Genomic DNA, 15,205 nt, shown 5'->3' with positions numbered 1-15,205 from the left:
GTGGGGCTGGTGGGATCGGCAGGACCAGGGGGCCTGGTCGGCCTCGCGACGTCGTCGCTGTCACGGGGGGCAGCGGCGGCACGAGGGGTGCGCGCGTCGCGGGTGGCGGGGGCGTCACTCGTGGCTCGGGTGGTACGAGGGGTGCGCGTGCCGGTGGCGGTGTTGGCCCGGGCAGCGCTGCCGGTTGTCCCGGCGCGCCGGCCGGACCGTGCGCCCGGCCCGACAGCCCCGACCGCTGTGTTTCGGCCGCCGCCGTTACGCGGCGGGCGGCGCCCGGGGGTACGCCGGCCCTTAGCGTCCTCGGGGCCACCCTCGCGGTCCTTGCGGGAGAGCACGATGGCGCCGACCAGCGCCGCGAGCAGGAGGACGGAGAGCGCTTCGAACGGCAGCACCCAGTGCCGAAAGAGGAACTCTCCCGTCACCCGGGTCGAGCCATGCCCGGCCTCGCCCTTGCCACCGGGCAGGGGCGTGTCCAGGTCGATCCAGGTGGAGCGGAAGGCGTCCACGACCACCCACACCAAGGTGGCCGCGGCAGCGACCGCCACCGTAAGGGCGGCCCAACGGTTGCCGGAATCCGCGTCCGGCGACCGTCCGATGGGCGCCTTGGTCAACATCAACCCGAAGAGCAGGAGGACGACCACGGAGCCGACGTAGATCAGCACCTGTACCCAGGCGATGAACTCGGCCGTGAGGAGGAGGTATTCGACGGCGAGCCCACCCAGCGCCACCACGAGCCACAGCGCGGCGTGCACGAGTTGCTTGGTGGTGACGGTGACGATGGCCGCGCCGAGCGTGGCGATGCCGACCAGGAGGAAGGCGACCTCGACTCCCGTGGGCGACAGGAAGCCGTTGCCCGCAGCGAGTGTCATGAGGGCGCTCCTTCACCCGATGCGCCGGATGTGCCGGATGTGCCGGGTGCGCTGGACTCGCCAGGTGCGGCGGACTCACCGGACTCGCCGGCGGGAGGTGTGGCCGGTGCGGCTGGTGTTGCTTCCGTTGCCGCTGCGGCCTCCGCCGCATGCGCAGCGGCACGTTTGTCGGCCGTTTTACGGGCGGTGGCGATCTCCTTGGGCTCCTCCGCGGCCGGGTCCAGCGCGGGCGGCGCCGGCACGGTCCACATCCACTCGCGGAGCTTGTCCCGCTCGTGGGTCAGCTCACGGATGTCGGTCTCCGCGTACTCGAACTCCGGGGACCAGAACAGCGCGTCGAAGGGGCACACCTCAATGCAGATACCGCAGTACATGCACAGGGCGAAGTCGATGGCGAAGCGGTCGAGCACGTTTTGGCTGCGCTCCCGGCCGCCGGGCGTCGCGGGGGGCACCGTCTCCTTGTGGGAGTCGATGTAGATGCACCAGTCGGGGCATTCACGCGCGCAGAGCATGCACACCGTGCAGTTCTCTTCGAACAGCCCGATGACGCCCCGGCTCCGCGGCGGCAGTTCGGGCAGCGCGTCGGGGTACTGCGCGGTCTTCGTCTTCCGGGTCATGGTGCGCAAGGTGACGGCCAGCCCCTTGGCCAGCCCTGAGCCGGGCCAACCGGTCTTCTTCTCCGGCAGGTTGTCCAAGGCCATCAGGAGGTCACCACCTTCACGACGCCGGTGAGGGCGATCTGGGCCAGGGCGAGAGGAATGAGAACGGTCCAGGCGAGCTTCTGCACCTGGTCTTCGCGAAGTCGCGGATAGGTCGCCCGGAGCCAGATCACGACGAACGCCAGGGCCAGCGTCTTCAGCAAGGTCCACAGCCAGCCCAGCTCATCGGCGAAAGGCCCGTGCCAACCACCAAGGAAGAGGACCGTGGTCAGTCCGCAGAGAACGACGATGCCCACGTACTCGGCAAGCATGAACAGCGCGAAGCGCAGACCGGTGTACTCCGTATACGCGCCGAAGATGATCTCGGAGTCGGCGACCGGGGCGTCGAAGGGAGGCCGTTGCAGCTCAGCCAGCCCGGCGGTGAAGAACACCAGGCCGCCGACGATCTGCCACGGCACCCACCACCACTCGAACGCGTCGAGCATGCCGGGCAGCGAGACCGTGCCGGCGGCCATCGCGACGGAGGCGGCGGTGAGCAGCATCGGCAGCTCGTACGCCATGAGCTGGGCGGCGGTGCGTAGACCACCCAGAAGGGAAAACTTATTGGCCGAAGCCCAGCCCGCCATGAGCGAGCCGAGCACGCCGATGCCCATCACGGCGAGCACGAAGAAAATGCCCGCATCGATGACCTCGCCCACGGCGTTGCCAGGGCCGATGGGGATGACGAGGAGCACCAGCAGGTACGGGAGCAACGCGACGGCAGGTGCAAGGTGGAAGATCCGCCGGTCGGCTCCCGCCGGAACGACGTCTTCCTTCTGCGCGAACTTCACGCCATCCGCGACAAGTTGAGCCCAGCCGTGGAAGCCACCCGCGTACATGGGCCCGAGACGGCCCTGCATGTGGGCCATCACCTTGTGCTCGGTCTGGCCGACGACCAGCGGGAACACCAGGAAGATCACAAAGACGGCGATCAGCCGCAAGGCGATTTCAAGGGTGTCGTTCATGCGTCACCTCCGGCATCCCGCCCGGCACCGCCAGCGTTTCGGTCGGCATCCGTGCCGGCATCGCCAGTGGGTCCCGCTGGGTCCACTGGTCCCGCCCCTGGCTCGGCCGCCTGCTGCGGAGCTTCCGGCTCCGGCTGCGCAGCCCGTGGTGGCACCGCGGGCTCGCCCGTACCGTCAGCCCTGTCAGTCCCGTCAGCCCCGTCAGTCGCAGCCTCCGACCCACCAGGCCCACCGGACCTGTCAGACCCACCAGACACAGCCGCAGACTCATCGGGCGCAGCCTGCGGCTCCGGGGTTGTCTGCGGTTCCTCGGTCGCTGGGTGGGGGTGGTGCCAGGGGGCGTCGGTGGCTCGGCGTGCGGGTTTGGCCGTGGGCTCGTCACCCTCCGGTGTGCTGGGCCGCGGCTCGCGCGCCTCAGCGCCGCGCTGGCCGGCCGAGCCCGTGTTCGCACTCCGCGTACGGCGCGGCGGACGTGCGGCGGGCGCCTCGGACTGCGGGGGCGCTTCCTGGCTCGACTCCGCGCCGGCGCCTTCGGCCGCCGGCGCGCTGCCCTCGGTCCGCTGGCTCGCCGAGCCGGCGTCGGCGGAGCGAGCACGCCGGACCGGGCGGTCGCCCTTGGCACCGGCCGCCGCACGAGTCCCGCGCGTTGCGCGGGCCGGGGCGGGCGGGAGTTGACCCTTGAGCGGGCCCCACTCGTTGGGGTCGGGAACACCGGGCGGCAGCATCTGACGCCGCTTCGGGCCGCCGTGGTCGGACTCCCCCGGTTCCTTGGCTCCCGGCCACGCCTTGGCGACCCGTGCCGCCAACACGAAGTCCTTTCGCAAGGGATGGCCCTCGAAGCCATCGGGAAGCAGCAACGGGGCGAGATGGGGATGGCCGGTGAAGTCAACGCCGAACATTTCGTGCGTCTCTCGCTCGTGCCAGGCGGCACCTGAGTAGACGCCGACGGCGGTCGGCAGCACGGGTGCATCATGCGGAACCGTCGTACGCACCAGCAGCCGCCGCAGCCCCTGAGCCGGAGCGTTGCCACCTCGGCCACCGGAGCCGCCCTGACCAGCACCGATCCCCGGGCCAGCCGCCGTGCCCGGGCCAGCCTCAGCCGCCGTGCCCGTACTCGCCCCAGTCTCAGCACCCGCGCCCGCCTCAGCACCCGCACCAAGCCCCGTCCCAGCGGCCGGCCCATCAGCCGATCCCGCGTGGGCCGCAGCCTCCTCGGCCCGGGCCACCGCTTCGGCGTCGGGCAGGGCGACCAGGTGTGCGGCGATACGAAAGCCCGCGCCCGGTTCGTCCACCGCGCTCAACCAGTCGAAGTACGTGCAGCCCAGCGTGGTGCGGGCCGTCTCAAGCGCGGAAATCCAGGACTCGGCCGGAACGTCTACGGTCAGCAGCTCGTAGGTCTTTTCGGCCCGCGCCTCGGGCCCGAACAGGTCTTCGGCGGAGCGCGGCAGCCAGCCCACAGGGGGCGCCACCGGCTGCTCGACAACCACATCCGCCCCGGCCGCGTCAGCGGTCACACCGCCGCCCTCACCCACGCCGGCCGAGCCAACCGTCACACCATCGCCCCCGCGCACACCACCAGTACCAGCCGTACCACCAGAACCAGCCGTATCACCAGTACCAGCCGCACCGCCGTCTTCGGCCGCTTCGCCCTTCGTCGCGGCGTCTTCAGAGGGCGTTTCCTCGGCAGGCGCGCCGGTGTCCGCCGCGCGAGCCACGCTCACCGCGTCGCCGGCGCTGACCGCGTCCGCAGCCCTCCCCGGGTCGTCGGGCGTGCTCATGGGGTGCCCTCCACCGTTGGCGCGGGCCGTTCCGGCGCGGGCACCAGTGCGCTGCGTAGCGCATCGGTGGACGGGCGCGGGGCCGGGTCGCTGTTCGAGTAGCGGCTCGCGAGGGACTCGTTGGCGATCTTCTCCTGAAGCTTCAGGATGCCCTGGAGAAGTGCTTCGGGGCGGGGCGGGCAGCCCGGTACGTACACATCGACCGGGATGATTTGATCGACGCCCTTGGTGACGGAGTACGAGTCCCAGTACGGGCCGCCGCAGTTGGAGCAGGCGCCGAAGGAGATCACATACTTCGGCTCGGGCATCTGCTCGTACAGCCGCTTGACGGCGGGTGCCATCTTGTCCGTCACGGTGCCCGAGACGATCATGAGGTCGGCCTGGCGCGGCCCCGGCGCGAAGGGGATGACGCCGAGCCTGATGAAGTCGTGCCGGGCCATGGATGCGGCGATGAACTCGATCGCGCAGCAGGCCAGCCCGAAGTTGAAGACCCAGAGGCTGTAGCGGCGGCCCCAGTTGAGGACGACCTTCATCGGCTCCGGCGCCAGGCGGGCCAACGAGCCGAGCGTGCCTACGCTGCTGGTGGGCCGGGTCAGCGTGGGGGCCGGGAGGTCCACGGGAGTCGTTCGGGGGGTCACGTCCATTCGAGGACGCCCTTCTTCCATGCGTACAACAGGCCGACTGTCAGGAAACCGAGGAAGACGAACATCTCCACCAGGGTGGTGCCGCCGAAGCCGGGTTCGGCGAAGACCGTCGCCCACGGGAACAGGAAGATCGAGTCCACCGCGAAGATCACGTAGAGGAAGGCGTAGACGTAGTAGCGGACCTGGGTGTGTGCCCACCCCTCGCCGACCGGGTCCACGCCGCACTCGTAGGTGAGCAGCTTCTCCGGCGTCGGCACCACGGGGCGCAGTAGCCGTCCGCCCACGAAGGCGACGGTCACGAAGAGAACGCCGACCACCGCGAGCAGGCCGACTGTCGAGTAGCCGTCGAAGTAGTCGGCGGCCAGCCGGACGACATCGTGGGCCGTCGCGGGTTCAGCCGCGGGCGGCGTCAGGCTGCCATCCAACACCTGGGCGGCGTGGGTGGGCACCTCATCACCGAGGCGGTCCAGACCGGGAGCTGGGGAACCAGCGGCACCATGGCCCGAGAAACCCACGGCGGACACAATCGTCGCCTCCGGCACGTCCGTCACATACGTCACGTCCGCCCCTCGCTCCTTCTGCCGCTTTCCTGCTCGGTGACTGCTCTATGACTGCTCTGTGACCTGCTCATCGCCGTTTTCGCGGTGCGGCGATCCGTACGCACGGGAGTCTAGGCCCTGTGCGCGCCCCGGTGACCAGCCTGTCCGCAGGGGGGTGGGGTTATCCCCAGTTCGTCGGAGGGACTTTCCCCATGGCCTTTTGGGGACTTGGCCCGGCAGTCTTAGGGGTATGAACGCCAGATCTACGGCCGATTCCCGCGCGAATGTGTCCGGCGCCACGTCCGACGGCCGCGGACCCGGCGACCAGACCCGCAGCGCTCCCGCGGCCTGGCCGCACCCCGCGTCCGCCCCAGGAGGTGGCGCCACCTCCGGCACCGGTCCCGGCGCTGGAACGGGAGCCGGTCCCGGCCCCGGGGCCAATAGCGGTACCAGCACCGGCAGCGAAGTCTCGTCCGGCGCCACCTCCAACGAGCGGTTGCCGCGCCTCCCGGCCTTCGCGTTTCCCGCGGCGACCTGGCGTGAAATCGCGCATCTGCTCGCCAATCTGCCGGTGGGAATCTTTGGGTTTGTCTACGTATCGATCTGGGTCTTCGCGGGCATCGCCCTGTCGGTCACCGTCATCGGGTTGCCGATGCTGGCGCTCGGACTGCTCGGCAGCCGACAGATCGGCAAGTTCGAGCGGGCCCGCGCCAGGGCGCTGCTCGGGGTACACGTCGATGAGCCGAGCCCGCTGCGCCACCGTACGCACGGCGGCTTCTTCTCCTGGCTGTGGACGAGCCTGAAGGACACGGTCGGCTGGCGGCACACGCTCTACCTGCTCATCCGCCTGCCGTGGGATGTGCTGACGTTCGCCATCACCCTGGTGGGGCTGTTCATCGCCTGGCCGGTGCTGCCGTGGATCGCGCGCGGATTGAGCCATGTGGACCGGGCGATGGTACGTAGTCTGCTTTCGCCATCCGACGAGTTGGAGCGTCGGATCGCCGAACTCGAATCGGATCGCGGGGTGGTCGTTGACACCGCCGCCGCCGACCTGCGCCGCATCGAACGCGACCTGCACGACGGCGCACAGGCCCGCCTCGTCGCCCTCGCCATGGGTCTGGGCCTGGCCAAGGAGAAGCTCATCGAGGACCCGGAGGCCGCCGCCAAAATGGTGGACGAGGCACACGGCGAAGTGAAAATCGCCCTCCAAGAACTACGCGACCTCGCCCGCGGCATCCACCCCGCCATCCTCACCGACCGCGGCCTCGACCCCGCGCTTTCCTCGATCGCTAGCCGCTGCACCGTCCCGGTCACGGTCTCCGTGGACTTCACCGAACGTCCGGCGGCTGCGATCGAGGGCATCGCCTACTTCACCGTCTCCGAGCTCCTACAAAACGTCAGCAAGCACAGCCGGGCGCGCGCGGCGACAGTCGAGCTGTGGCGTACGGAGCACCGGCTGCTGATCCAGGTGGGGGACAACGGCGTGGGCGGCGCCGACACCAGCGGCGGCGGCCTGGCGGGGCTGTCCGAACGGCTCGGCTCCGTGGACGGCCTGTTCGTCATCGACTCGCCCCCCGGCGGCCCGACGACGATCACCGCCGAACTCCCCTGGCGCGACCGCGAACAGTGATCCCGCAGCTCCCACCCACCCACACAATCGCCATGCCCGGCACCGCAAGGCCCTGACACGGCAGCGGGCACAGGCACCACAGCCACACAGCAGCACGACAGCACAGCGGCACAGCGGCACAGCGGCACAGCGGCACGACAGCCTGCACCGCACCGCAGCGCGGAAGCGCAACCCCACCGCCCGAGCGCTCAACCGTACGTACGGTCCGCAGGCACGCCCACTGCCCGTCGTACGCACCAGGGGCGCCGGCCGGTGATGGGAAACCACCAGAGTGGGGTAGGGAAAACCCCCTCCCCAAGACGCCGACCGCCTCCATGGCCGGGAGGGGCCGGGTCGGCCAACCTTGAGGTAGCTGGAGGGGCGAAGTGCCCGGCGCGCCACATGGTGGCGGTGCGAACGAAGGACCCGGAGGACGGACGAAGAGATGGCTACCGCATACGGACCACATCCGCACAGTGCCGAGCCGCGCAGCCATCGGCTGCCCGCGGGGCTGCGCGCCCCGTTCGAGGGGCGTACGTGGCGCGAGTTTGGTTACGTCCTCCTGAACCTGCCGATCGCCGTCGTCTCCTTCAGTTGCGCGATCACGATGTTCTCGCTCGGCGTCGGACTGCTCATCACCTTCCTCGGGGTGCCGGTCCTGGCCCTGACGCTCGCTGGTGTGCGGGGGTTCGGCGCCATGGAGCGTGCGCGGGCGCGCGTGCTACTGCGCTACGACGTTGCCGCGCCCGCCCCCGTGCGCCCCAAGGCGGACAAGAGCGGCCCCCTCGCCTGGATGGGGGCGATGCTGAAGAACGGCGACTCCTGGCGGCAACTCCTGTACGCGGTGCTCCTGCTGCCGTGGGCGATCTTCACCTTCGTTATGGCCATAGTTTTCACCACGTACGGCTGGGGCCTGCTGACCTACCCGCTGTGGAAGTGGGTCTTCCCGCGCTACGCCGACCAGCCCGGCATGGAGCTCTGGGACACCTCGAACGGCGGCTTCTACCTGGACGCGCCCTTCGAGATAGCGGTCGCCAGTGGGCTGGGCGCCATGTTCGTACTGGCAGGCCCGTGGGTGATCCGGAGCATGACGTACGTGGATCGGTTGATGGTCTCGGGGCTGCTCGGCCCGTCGCAGCTCGCGAGCCGCGTCACGGAGTTGGAGACGGACCGCGGGGTGGTCGTTGACACCGCCGCCGCCGACCTGCGCCGCATCGAACGCGACCTGCACGACGGCGCACAGGCCCGCCTCGTCGCCCTCGCCATGGACCTCGGTCTCGCCAAGGAAAAGCTCATCGAGGACCCGGAAGCCGCCGCCAAAATGGTGGACGAGGCACACGGCGAAGTGAAAATCGCCCTCCAAGAACTACGCGACCTCGCCCGCGGCATCCACCCCGCCATCCTCACCGACCGCGGCCTCGACTCCGCACTGTCCGCTCTCGCCGCGCGCTGCATCGTGCCGGTGAGGGTGTTCGTGGACCTCGCCCAGCGGCCCGCTGCCGCGATCGAGGGCATCGCCTACTTCACCGTCTCCGAACTCCTGCAAAACATGAGCAAGCACAGCCAGGCGCGCGCCGGCGGCGTCGATGTTTGGCGCGCCGACAATCGGCTGATGCTCCAGGTCACCGACAATGGCAAGGGCGGCGCCGACGCGTCGGAGGGCTCCGGGCTCGCGGGGTTGGCCGAGCGGCTGAACGCGGTGGACGGCCTGCTGGTCGTGAACTCGCCGGTCGGCGGCCCGACGACGATCACGGCGGAACTGCCCTGGCGGGGCTGACGTACCCCTTGACCACTCCCCCAGCGGTCAAACTCCCGATGCCCCCGTAGCGGCGCGAGAAGCCACCCCTTGACGCCCCCTCCATCGCCCGGCGTAGCCTCACCCGCACCCCTGGTCGTCTGTCGCCCCTGGCCTCCAGGCGGGAAAACGCCCCCCTACATCTCAGCAATCGATCCCGGAGCCCGCCGCTCCGGGATCGATTGCTGAGATGCTGTGGTGGAAGTGTCGATGCCGGGGGGCCGAAACATTGTGGAGGACAGGGTGCGGGTGGTCATTGCCGAGGATTCGGTGCTGCTTCGGGAGGGCCTGACCCGGCTACTGACCGACCGCGGCCATGAGGTCGTCGCGGGGGTGGGGGATGCGGAGGCGCTGCTGAAGTCGGTGGCGGCGCTGGCCGCCGAAGGCGCGCTGCCTGATGTGGTGGTGGCGGATGTACGGATGCCGCCGACGCACACTGACGAGGGCGTACGAGCGGCCGTACGGCTGCGGCGCGATCACCCCGAGCTGGGGGTTTTGGTGCTGTCGCAGTATGTCGAGGAGCAGTACGCCACGGAGTTGCTGGCCGGTAGCAGCCGGGGGGTTGGTTATCTCCTGAAGGATCGAGTGGCCGATGTCCGCGATTTCGTGGACGCGGTGGTACGGGTCGCCGAAGGTGGCACCGCCCTTGACCCCGAAGTAGTCGCCCAGTTGCTGGGCCGCAGCCGCAAACAAGACGTGTTGGTTGGACTGACGCCGCGCGAGCGAGAGGTCCTAGGTCTTATGGCCGAGGGCCGGACGAATTCAGCCATCGCCAGCCAACTTGTCGTCAGCGATGGTGCCGTGGAGAAACACGTCAGCAATATCTTTCTGAAGCTGGGCCTCTCACCCAGTGTGGGAGACCACCGGCGTGTGCTAGCCGTGCTCACCTATCTCAACTCCTGATACCCGCTACCCGGCCGGGTAGCGCATGAAATGCGCGTCAGCCGCACGAGCGAGTCGTACAACAAAAGTCCGGTGGGAAACGGCACGCGGGTGAGGGCCGGTCCGGTCGCGGGAAAGAGCGCAGAGGGGCGAGCAAACCATGGCAAAGCGCGGCATAAACGTGGCGTGAGACACCGTCCATCATGTGATCCGGCCCGGGAAGGCGACCCTTACCCACGTACGATGGATGAGGGACGATCCCATGACACCGCCCGGGGTCCGGGGGGTGTCTCCCGGCGCCAACCAGCCCGTCGCGAGCCGCCGCCTCGAAGGAGGTCCGAAGCAGTGACCAGCCAGGTCAATAGCACGGCCGAGCAGGCCGAAAATGCCGAGCAGGCCAATTCACCCGCCGACAATCAGGACGAGTCAGCGCTTGTGGAGGGCCAGCAGAGGCCCGGTGAAGAAAAAGAGATCCGTCAGCTAGACCGAGTCATTATCCGTTTTGCGGGTGACTCGGGTGATGGTATGCAGTTGACGGGTGATCGGTTCACTTCGGAGACAGCGTCGTTTGGTAACGACCTTTCAACGCTACCGAACTTCCCCGCGGAGATTCGGGCGCCTGCCGGAACGCTGCCGGGGGTGTCATCATTCCAGCTGCACTTCGCCGACCACGACATCCTCACCCCCGGCGACGCACCCGATGTACTGGTCGCGATGAACCCCGCAGCCTTGAAAGCCAACATCGCGGACGTCCCACCCGGAGCGGTGATCATCGTCAACAACGACGAATTCACCAAACGCCCCATGGCCAAAGTCGGATACGCCACCAACCCACTGGAAGACGGCTCACTCACCGCCTACCACATCCACAGCGTCCCCCTCACCACCCTCACCGTCGAAGCACTCAAACCCTTCGGCCTCACCCGCAAAGAAGCCGAACGCAGCAAGAACATGTTCGCCCTCGGCCTCCTGTCCTGGATGTACCACCGGCCCACCGAAGGCACCGAAGCATTCCTCAGGAAAAAATTCGCCAAAAAACCACAACTCGCTGAAGCAAACGTCACGGCCTTCCGCGCCGGCTGGAACTACGGCGAAACCACCGAAGACTTTGCCGTCTCCTACCAAGTAGCCCCCGCCACTAAGGCCTTCACCCCCGGCACCTACCGCAACATCACCGGCAACCTCGCCCTCACCTACGGACTCATCGCCGCCGCCACCCAAGCAGACCTTCCCCTCTACCTCGGCTCCTACCCCATCACCCCCGCCTCCGACATCCTCCACGAACTCGCCCGACACAAGAACTTCAACATCCGCACCTTCCAAGCCGAAGACGAAATCGCCGGCATCGGTGCCGCACTCGGAGCAGCATTCGGCGGCCAACTGGGCGTCACCACCACCTCCGGCCCCGGCGTCGCACTCAAATCAGAAACCATTGGCCTCGCCGTCTCCCTGGAACTGCCCCTCCTCGTCGTGGACATTCAACGCGGCGGGCCTTCCACCGGACTTCCCACCAAAACCGAGCAGGCCGACCTGCTCCAAGCCATGTACGGACGCAACGGGGAAGCACCCGTACCCATCATCGCCCCCCAAACCCCCGCCGACTGCTTCAACGCCGCCATCGAAGCAGCCCGTATCGCCTTGACCTACCGCACCCCCGTCTTCCTCCTGTCCGACGGCTACCTCGCCAACGGCTCCGAACCCTGGCACATCCCCGACGTGGCGAACCTGCCCGACCTGCGAGTCCAATTCGCCACCGGCACCAACCACGAACTCCCTGACGGCACCCAGGTGTTTTGGCCCTACAAACGCGACCCCCACACTCTCGCCCGCCCCTGGGCCATCCCCGGAACACCCGGCCTCGAACACCGAATTGGCGGAATCGAAAAACAAAACGGGAGTGGAAACATCTCCTACGACCCCGCCAACCACGAATTCATGGTCCGCACCCGCCAAGCCAAAATTGACGGCATCACCGTAGAAGACCTCGCCATCGATGACCCCAGCGAAGCGGCAACCACACTCGTCCTAGGGTGGGGCTCCACCTACGGGCCTATCGCTGCCGCAATGCGCCGACTGCGTACCCAAGGCATCGCCGTGGCCCACGCACACCTACGGCACCTCAATCCTTTCCCTGCCAACACTGAACGCGTACTCAAGTCTTACCAACGCGTCATCATCCCAGAAATGAACCTGGGACAACTCGCCACCCTCGTTCGCGCCAAATACGCCATCAACGCCCACTCGCACACCCAGATCAACGGCATGCCCTTCAAAGCCGAGGAGTTGGCCACAGCCCTCAAGGAGGCCATCAATGCCTAACACCACCCCACCCCCCACCAGCGCAGCAGCCGGGGCTCATTCGGACTCGGGCGTAAAGGACCGGTTGCCGTCCTTGGCATTGGTGCCACGCGCGGACAACAAGCAAACAATGAAGGACTTCAAGTCCGACCAAGAAGTGCGCTGGTGCCCCGGATGCGGGGACTACGCCGTCTTGGCCGCAGTACAAGGCTTCATGCCCGAACTGGGACTAGCCCGCGAAAACATCGTCTTCGTCTCCGGCATCGGCTGCTCCAGCCGCTTCCCGTACTACATGAACACCTACGGGATGCACTCCATCCACGGCCGCGCCCCCGCCATCGCCACCGGCCTAGCATCCTCACGCCCCGACCTCTCCGTATGGGTCGTCACCGGAGATGGGGACGCCCTCTCCATCGGCGGCAACCACCTCATCCACGCCCTACGCCGCAATGTGAACCTCAAAATCTTGTTGTTCAACAACCGCATCTACGGCCTCACCAAAGGCCAATACTCCCCCACCTCCGAGGTCGGGAAAATCACCAAATCCACCCCCATGGGATCACTCGACGCCCCCTTCAACCCCCTCTCCCTGGCCCTAGGCGCCGAAGCCACCTTCGTCGCCCGCACAGTGGACTCCGACCGCCAACACCTCACCGAAGTTCTCCGACAAGCCGCGGCCCACCCAGGAACCGCACTCGTGGAGATCTACCAAAACTGCAACATCTTCAACGACGGCGCCTTCGAAGTCCTCAAGGACAAAACACAAGCCCAAGAAGCCGTCATCCGCCTCGAACACGGTCGCCCCATCCGCTTTGGGCCCCCCACCGAAGACGGCCTCGGCGCCAAAGGCGTCGTACGCGACCACACCAGCGGAGACCTGCGCGTCATCGACGTCACGCAAGAGGGCACCAACGACGTCCTGATCCACAACGCCCACGCCACCTCCCCCACCACCGCCTTCGCCCTCACCCGACTCGCGGACGCCGACACCCTCCACCACACCCCCATCGGCGTCCTACGCAACGTCGAACGAGCCGTCTACGACACCCAAATGAACAACCAACTCGACCTCGCCATCGAACAACAAGGCAAAGGCGACCTCACCACCCTCCTCCACGGCAACGACACCTGGACCGTCACCGGCTGATTGCCGGCACAGCCAAGGATTCTCGGCTCGGCTTCAGCCGACGGCGCATGTCGTCATCAACGCGGCGGCCCGGACCTGTGCTCACACCAGGTCCGGGCCGCCGCGTTTGCTCAGGCGTCGCCCTGATCACGTACAAACAGTTCCTTAGCCCACCGGACTCGTATCCGCCGAACTCGTAGCAACTGAACTGGTACCAGCCGAACTCGTACCAGCCAAATTGATACCAACTGACGCCCTACCACCTGACGCCACACCAACTGAACTAGCACTCGCTGAGTTCGTATCGGCTCGCGCTGTGCCTTGGCGCCGTGTGTCGTACTGGTCGCGCGCGGCCAGCACCTCCGGGACCCGGCGCTCCGACCAGCGGGCCAGCGCCCATACCTGGTGAGCGGCCTCCTCGCCCAGCGCGGTCAGTGAATACTCCACGCGCGGCGGAATCACCGGATACGCCTCGCGGTGGACAAAGCCGTCCCGCTCCAGCGTCTGTAGGGTCTGGGCGAGCATTTTCTCGCTGACGCCGCCGACCCTGCGGCGCAGTTCACTGAACCGGTGCGTCCGCTCCAGCAGAGCCGCCAGCGCCAAGACGCCCCAGCGGCTGGTGACGTGCTCAAGCACCAACCGCGAAGGGCACGCCGCAGCCTGCACATCCGGAGTCTTCGGCACGCCAAGCGCGCCAAGTCGATCACTCTCGGCACCGTGCTCAGCAAAGTCGTCCACCGTGCGTCCGACGACGTCATCAGCAATGGCTTGTTCACGGTCTCGCACGTCAGCCTCCCTTCCTTGCACGCTAGTACCTTACTCCAAGGTGGGTACTTTCGGATAGTTAGCGCCCTGCGTACGGTGGTGTGCATACCGCACGAAGAGGAGAGAGCACAGATGATCGTCGTCACCGGAGCCACCGGCCAGTTGGGCCGTCACGTCATCGATGGGCTGCTGAGGAGGGTCGCTGCGGGTGACCTGCCCGCCGGCCAGATCGCCGCGGTCGTCCGCGACCGGGCCAAGGCCGCCGACCTCGCCGCTCGCGGCGTCGAGGTGCGCATCGCCGACTACAGCCAACCGCAGACTCTCGCTGGAGCCTTTCGTAGCGGCGAACGCGTACTGCTGATCTCCGGCAGCGAGGTCGGGCAGCGGGGGCCGCAACACCAGGCGGTGATCGACGCAGCCGCGGCGGCGGGCGTTGCGCTGCTCGCCTATACCGGCATCCTGGGCGGTCCGGCCGCCGACTTCCAGCTCGCCGCCGAGCACAAGCTGACCGAGCAGGCGATCCTCGATGCGGGACTGCCGTACGTATTGCTTCGCAACGGTTGGTACAACGAGAACTACACCGAGCAGCTAGCCCCGGTGCTTGAGCATGGCACCGTAGTGAGCAATGCGGGCCAGGGGCGGGTCGCATCGGCGGCGCGCGCCGACTATGCGGCAGCGGCCGTCGCCGTGCTGACCGGTAGCGGCCACGAGGGCGCCGCCTACGAGCTCAGCGGCGACGTGGCCTGGAGCTTTGATGAGTACGCGGCCGAGGTCGCGGCCCAGTCCGGCAAGCCGGTCGCGCACTCGTCCGTATCGGCCGCCCAGCGCCAGGAGATCCTGAAGGGCGCGGGGTTGCCGGAGCCGTTCGCCGCGCTCCTGAGCGACGTGGATACCGCGATCGAGCGTGGCTTGCTGGCCGGCACGAGCGGCGATCTCGCGCGCCTCATCGGGCGCCCGACGACGCCTATCGGGCAGTCCATCGCGGCGGCGCTGACGTTGCGCTGATCACGCCCATCCCCCTGCCCGTATGCCGCGCTCCCGTCGCTTACGGGGAGCCGACGCCGCCTTCCCGCCCTTCTCCCAGGTCAGCGGGGGGTGCGGGGCACGGATGGGTTGCCGAGGCAGTAAGCAGTGTCCGGCACACCGTCCGCGTGTCATGACCGTATGGCAGAACGGGGCTGACAGGTGGCCCCTCCCGACGCTACGTTCTGACCGTTGTCAGCACATCGGGTAGCTC

At 67.9% G+C, this 15,205-nt stretch carries 11 protein-coding genes and 2 pseudogenes; 6 read left to right on the top strand and 7 right to left on the bottom strand.

Features of this window, described 5'->3' with window-relative positions; translation table 11 throughout:
- Window positions 1-316: 316 nt before the first annotated feature.
- The 6 genes and pseudogenes from FHS42_RS37435 to FHS42_RS24780 all read right to left on the bottom strand — a co-directional run.
- Window positions 317-869, bottom strand: a pseudogene (locus FHS42_RS37435) (NADH-quinone oxidoreductase subunit J family protein); the annotation flags it as partial.
- A complete protein-coding gene (locus FHS42_RS24805; RefSeq protein WP_184575613.1) occupies window positions 866-1,570 on the bottom strand; it encodes a NuoI/complex I 23 kDa subunit family protein in 705 nt (234 codons plus the stop codon). The pseudogene FHS42_RS37435 and the gene FHS42_RS24805, both read right to left, overlap by 4 nt.
- Window positions 1,570-2,532 (bottom strand): complex I subunit 1/NuoH family protein, encoded by a 963-nt coding sequence (locus tag FHS42_RS24800; RefSeq protein WP_184575611.1) that lies wholly within the window; start codon window positions 2,530-2,532, stop codon window positions 1,570-1,572. Before FHS42_RS24800 ends, FHS42_RS24805 begins: the two co-directional genes overlap by 1 nt.
- Window positions 2,529-4,001 (bottom strand): NADH-quinone oxidoreductase subunit C, encoded by a 1,473-nt coding sequence (locus tag FHS42_RS36300; RefSeq protein ID WP_312867029.1) that lies wholly within the window; start codon window positions 3,999-4,001, stop codon window positions 2,529-2,531. Before FHS42_RS36300 ends, FHS42_RS24800 begins: the two co-directional genes overlap by 4 nt.
- A gap of 305 nt (window positions 4,002-4,306) precedes the next feature.
- Window positions 4,307-4,954 carry an NADH-quinone oxidoreductase subunit B gene (locus tag FHS42_RS24785; protein WP_184575609.1) on the bottom strand — a complete coding sequence of 216 codons (648 nt, stop codon included), beginning with the start codon at window positions 4,952-4,954 and terminating at the stop codon, window positions 4,307-4,309.
- Window positions 4,945-5,367 (bottom strand): NADH-quinone oxidoreductase subunit A, encoded by a 423-nt coding sequence (locus tag FHS42_RS24780; RefSeq protein ID WP_184575731.1) that lies wholly within the window; start codon window positions 5,365-5,367, stop codon window positions 4,945-4,947. The genes FHS42_RS24785 and FHS42_RS24780 overlap by 10 nt, the downstream gene beginning before the upstream one ends.
- Window positions 5,368-5,743: 376 nt before the next feature.
- Between FHS42_RS24780 and FHS42_RS24775 the strand changes: the two genes are divergently transcribed.
- From FHS42_RS24775 to FHS42_RS24755, 5 genes are all read left to right on the top strand, one after another.
- Window positions 5,744-7,123 (top strand): sensor histidine kinase, encoded by a 1,380-nt coding sequence (locus FHS42_RS24775; RefSeq protein WP_184575608.1) that lies wholly within the window; start codon window positions 5,744-5,746, stop codon window positions 7,121-7,123.
- 424 nt (window positions 7,124-7,547) lie between these two features.
- A complete protein-coding gene (locus FHS42_RS24770; protein WP_184575606.1) occupies window positions 7,548-8,879 on the top strand; it encodes a sensor histidine kinase in 1,332 nt (443 codons plus the stop codon).
- 261 nt (window positions 8,880-9,140) lie between these two features.
- Complete coding sequence (locus FHS42_RS24765; RefSeq protein WP_312867021.1) at window positions 9,141-9,800, top strand: response regulator AbrC3; 660 nt, start codon at window positions 9,141-9,143, stop codon at window positions 9,798-9,800.
- 324 nt (window positions 9,801-10,124) lie between these two features.
- On the top strand, window positions 10,125-12,098 hold the full coding sequence (locus tag FHS42_RS24760; protein WP_184575602.1) for a 2-oxoacid:acceptor oxidoreductase subunit alpha: 1,974 nt from the start codon (window positions 10,125-10,127) through the stop codon (window positions 12,096-12,098).
- Window positions 12,099-12,207: 109 nt separating this feature from the next.
- Window positions 12,208-13,224 (top strand): 2-oxoacid:ferredoxin oxidoreductase subunit beta, encoded by a 1,017-nt coding sequence (locus tag FHS42_RS24755; RefSeq protein ID WP_246495379.1) that lies wholly within the window; start codon window positions 12,208-12,210, stop codon window positions 13,222-13,224.
- Window positions 13,225-13,524: 300 nt separating this feature from the next.
- On the opposite strand, the pseudogene FHS42_RS38710 reads toward FHS42_RS24755, so the two are convergent.
- Window positions 13,525-13,887 (bottom strand): annotated as a pseudogene (locus FHS42_RS38710) (winged helix-turn-helix transcriptional regulator); the annotation flags it as partial.
- 213 nt (window positions 13,888-14,100) lie between these two features.
- On the opposite strand from FHS42_RS38710, the gene FHS42_RS24745 reads away from it, so the two are divergent.
- Window positions 14,101-14,973 (top strand): NAD(P)H-binding protein, encoded by an 873-nt coding sequence (locus FHS42_RS24745; RefSeq protein ID WP_184575598.1) that lies wholly within the window; start codon window positions 14,101-14,103, stop codon window positions 14,971-14,973.
- Window positions 14,974-15,205: the final 232 nt, after the last annotated feature.

The sequence above is a fragment of the Streptomyces zagrosensis genome (genome assembly GCF_014203645.1).
Classification (GTDB): domain Bacteria; phylum Actinomycetota; class Actinomycetes; order Streptomycetales; family Streptomycetaceae; genus Streptomyces; species Streptomyces zagrosensis.
Note: the sequence above shows the minus strand (reverse complement) of the source record. Positions and strands in the feature narration are given on the sequence as shown.